General features: G+C 40.5%; 3 protein-coding genes. All 3 read right to left on the minus strand.

Annotated elements, in window-relative coordinates; all coding sequences use genetic code 11:
• Positions 1-1,667 (minus strand): M6 family metalloprotease domain-containing protein (locus tag V7122_RS24790; protein WP_335347932.1); only part of this gene is annotated, 1,667 nt, incomplete at its 3' end.
• A 1,147-nt stretch (positions 1,668-2,814) separates the two neighbouring features.
• On the minus strand, positions 2,815-3,717 hold the full coding sequence (locus V7122_RS24795; RefSeq protein ID WP_335347933.1) for a peptidylprolyl isomerase: 903 nt from the start codon (positions 3,715-3,717) through the stop codon (positions 2,815-2,817).
• Positions 3,718-4,004: 287 nt separating this feature from the next.
• Positions 4,005-4,401: FIMAH domain-containing protein (locus V7122_RS24800; RefSeq protein WP_438824808.1), on the minus strand; the 397-nt coding region annotated here is incomplete at its 5' end.

The raw sequence follows: 4,401 nt of genomic DNA on the forward strand, positions 1-4,401 counted from the left end.
CCGTCATTGTCTTTGTGTTTCCCTAAAATGTAGATATGGAGTTTATTGTACGGATCGACGTACTCACTGACAACAGTATCTTTGTCAATGGAACCATCGAATTGGCCCTTGACCAAAGTTGCCCCACTCCCGGCTTTAAATAAAGCGTCGGCAAGCTGTCGCTCATCCCCTAAGGAAAGCATAGATGTTGTGCCATCAGGTCTTATGAAGTCAGGCAGATTAATATCTTCCGGGTGGGAATCAATAATCCAGACACTCGGGGCAGTTTCTGCATTTTTCGTTTTGGAAATCAATACGCCGGCATCGGATTGGAAGGAGTCTGCACCGACACGATCCACCACTTCAAGGGTGTAGTTATTGTACAATCTATTGCTTATTATATCGTTACGCCAGTCACCGGCAAGGTAATTAGTTGGTGTTAAATCGTTCATGCTGATGTTGATACCGTGGAGTCCGGTCCGGCCGAAATTATCGCCAATCGGCACTTCGCGTGCGATAATATCTGCAAACACCGGCCCAGATTCTTTTAATTCATCACGGTTTAGCTCAAGGACTTCATCATCGGATAGAAATCCTTGTTTCATCTTATTTCGCAGCGTATGTGGAGCCGGTAAGGATCCACCCTGGGTGGCAGGAATAAAATAGCGCGTATGCGGGCCACCCGGTCCATTGAAGCTTCCGCTGGCCATTAATTCCCAATTTCCAGCATATGACCGGACTGGAGGGACCCCGAATGGGTTGTTGTAATTATCACCAAGAGATTGAAGATGACCGAATTCGTGGGCAAATGTAGCCAAACCATTACTTTCGCCTTGAATAGAAACACGAATCGTTTTACCGTTGATCCTTGCACTTGATGCGGAAGACCATATTGCTTTGGCCGCAAAATAGGAAGTCCATGGTACATAACGAGTTTTTGTCCAGTTTGGCAGGTTTTCAAATCCAGGTAAATCCGGAGGTCCAAATTCATCAGGCACCGACTCTGGATTAAGGAACATCATTTCACCGAATTCCTGCCATACGGCTGATTCGGCATAACCCGAATGAACAATGAACGCAAAGTCATATTCATTTCCAGATGCATTTATGTCGTCTGTGGCCGCATTTATACCATCCTGAAAAAGGTTTCCTCTTGTATAGTTACTTGGCAATGCACCAGTATTATGACTGCTCTCAAGCCCATACTGAAATTCATTTTTATCCAACCGGTAGGGACCATAAGCATCAAGGGTTACGCCCCATTTTCCATAGGAGTTCTCCTTCCAAAAACTATCCATCGTTTGGTAGTTATTTAGGGCACTTGGCTTGGTGAGAAAATCCTTAAAAAACTCCGGAACGTCCTCACGGGGAATTGATCCGATGCCCCTTGGATTACCAGCTGGATCAGAACCTTCGGGATCGCTAAGGATAAACCCCAGATCAGGGAAATCTACTAGAATCAATGCCCCTCTCAATTCCCTCTCCGCTTTGATGTCTGGGGCTTTCCAGTCTATTCCCGGGATCGGATTATAGTCATTCCATGTCAGATAATCGGTAAGAACCCAAGACTGGGGATCCACATGTTCGGGCATTTTATCCAGCCCAGGGTCCGCTGCAAAAGCGGATGTTGATGACATCGCAAGTAATATCGTGGTTGATAATGCGGCAATCTTAATTCTCAACTTCAAAGTAATTTGCCTCCCTATTGGATAATAACCCACTTTTTATGTAGGTTTTTTATTTTCGAATTCCCCTTGATCATTACGTTATATCGTCATTTCTTTATCGTTATTAGCCCCTTTATCGCCTCCTTACCTTTCACAGCTTAATTCATTACCTGGGTTTATCACCCCCCTCAAGCCATTGACCATATGGTCATTAATCGGACAATTCCTACAAAAAATGCCAACACCTTCATGGAATCTACTATTTTGGTAAGCTTGGCAATTTGCAAATAAAAGAATCTATTGGAATTTTGCCAGTCGCATAAGTATGATGATGCCTTTATAAAATATTTGATAGATTCTTTTAAACCTTGGTTTTAATTCTAAGCAATGCATAGTGAAAATCTTGCCATCTACTGGCGTTATAAAAAACTTTTAATTGCCAAAACCCTACATATAACTTGTTTAATAATTGGGAATCGACGTATTTACCAGTTACCTTTCAAAGTATTTGTCAATTGTTCATGGATTTTGACCTGCTTTGTTGGAATATATTTGGTATAAAAAAACTTACCGATCCCTTTAATGATCAAGCCCATGTAGGGTCTGACATTTTATACCCTCGGATATTGGCCTGTTATGGAATGGTTGGAGTAGTAGATGGATACCGAATGTAAAATGTTCTATCATTTGGAACAAAGGTAATACTTCAGATACAAATGACAATCAGGGGATATCCAAAAATGATTGTCTGAAAATGCGGAGTTGGAGGATTAAAGACATAATATTACGCGTGTTGATTATCCAAAATTAGGAGGAAGTGATGTATCTCTTCGCAACTGAACCCATTCCTTTGTCCGGTTTTTAATCTTTTAGATAATAAGACATAGGGTTTTTCTGCAAAATTACGGTAATTGGCGAAGAGCCTTACATTTTTACCTAAGAAAAAATCGATTGAATAGTATTTTACTATCTTCAAGCATCATGCTTGGGTGAGGTTTTTTAATTATGTAATTGTTGTAAAGCTCGGTGATAATCATACCAACTACTTATGGCTGGAATGAGCACAATGATCTACAGTTCATCGACGCCTGAAACCCTTAAATCATTGGCTCAAATTCCATCATATGACTATCCGGCCATACTAACCAATTAGCAATGACCGAATATTTTAACTTTGAGGGGGAAGCTTTGGTTGTTGCGGTTCCACATCCTTAAATGCATCTTTTAATGTATCTTCTTTAATCTCAATTTCTTTATTCAAATTGTTTAATATCTCCTGTACATGTTTTGCCTCTTTTCCCATAAGCGCTTGTTTGATTTGATCTTTCACCTTGCTTAATGGCGTCACCTTTATATCTGTTACCTTAATGATGTGATAACCAAACATTGTCTTGACCGGTTCGCTCACTTCATCTTTTTTCAATTTCATAGCCGCAGCAAGAAATGTCGGATCCATTTCCTGGCTTCGCCCGGAAAGATAGCCCAAATCCCCGCCTTCTGCTCCAGACATCTTATCCGTCGATTTTGTTTTTGCCAATTCGGCAAAGTCGGTTCCTTTATTTAGTTCCTGTTCAATTTCTTTAGCAGTTGACTCCTCATCCACGAGAATATGGCTGGTTCTCACCTCCGTGTATTGGTCTTTATTTTGTTCATAGTAATCTGTTATTTGTTTATCTGATACCGTCACCCCGTCTGTTGTTGCTTTAAAGAAATAAATGGATTGTTTAATATAATCCTTTAATTCTTTTTCGTTTTTAAAGCCCTGTTTTTGTAGGAACATGTTAAATCCATCATTATCACCGGCCTGTTCCTTTATATCGTCCAGCCGTTGATTCACCTCTTTATCTGATACCTCATATTTACCTTCCAAAATTTGCATATAGACCAACTTCTGAATCAATTCTTTTCCCCGCTCGGAACTTATCACTTCTTTATATAAATCATCTTTTGTGATATTTCCATAACCCGTTTTAACAAGTACCTTGCTCCCTTCGCCAGAGGTTAGGGCCGAACAGGCACTAAGTAAAAATAACAATGATAAAATGGCTAAAACTGTGATCGTTTTCTTCAATTATCTTCACTCCTACTTTTGACTGCTTCCCAAAGTCATTGCCGCTGACGAATCTGACTTGGCTTTACCTGTCCCAACCATTCAATTGTTTTTGTTTCCTATGAGTATCATAAACTCACAAAATCGAGAAAATGGATATGTAACAACGAAACCTTACCCGAGTTCAAATTTGATGAAGAAGTCTATTTATTAATTTCCCACCTTCACGTTTTAAAAGTTTTTGAGTTTGTTCCCCCCGTACCAGGTCATCCCGGCACAGGAGGCATATTCTGAACAGTGAATCTAACCTATTGCCAGATCTCAATCATTGCATCGGTATACGCTTTCAAACTGTTATACGCTTTTGCGGAAATTTGATTCGCATCTTTTTTAAGATCCAGGAATCCTTTAAAATCATTAATGTGTTTGACAACCTTATCCGCAGATCCTTTCTTTTCAAATTGATCGACGGAATTCAAATGTGCCTTCAATGCTTGCGCTGCACCTGCTTTGAAGGCTCCCTCGTTGGCAAAGCTATCAATAACTGAACTTAGACCGGTTGCGCTTAGATTACCTGTCATAAGATTGGTCTCGGTAACGCTTTGATTAGAGTCTGTCTCTGAAGTAGCCGTAAAGGTAAGGTTTGCTGGAGCTTCCTTGCCCTTCGGAATTTTCACGTATACCGGTACATCGACAGTTGCTCCG

It is taken from the genome of Bacillus sp. JJ1532, from assembly GCF_036965085.1.
GTDB lineage: Bacteria > Bacillota > Bacilli > Bacillales > Cytobacillaceae > Cytobacillus.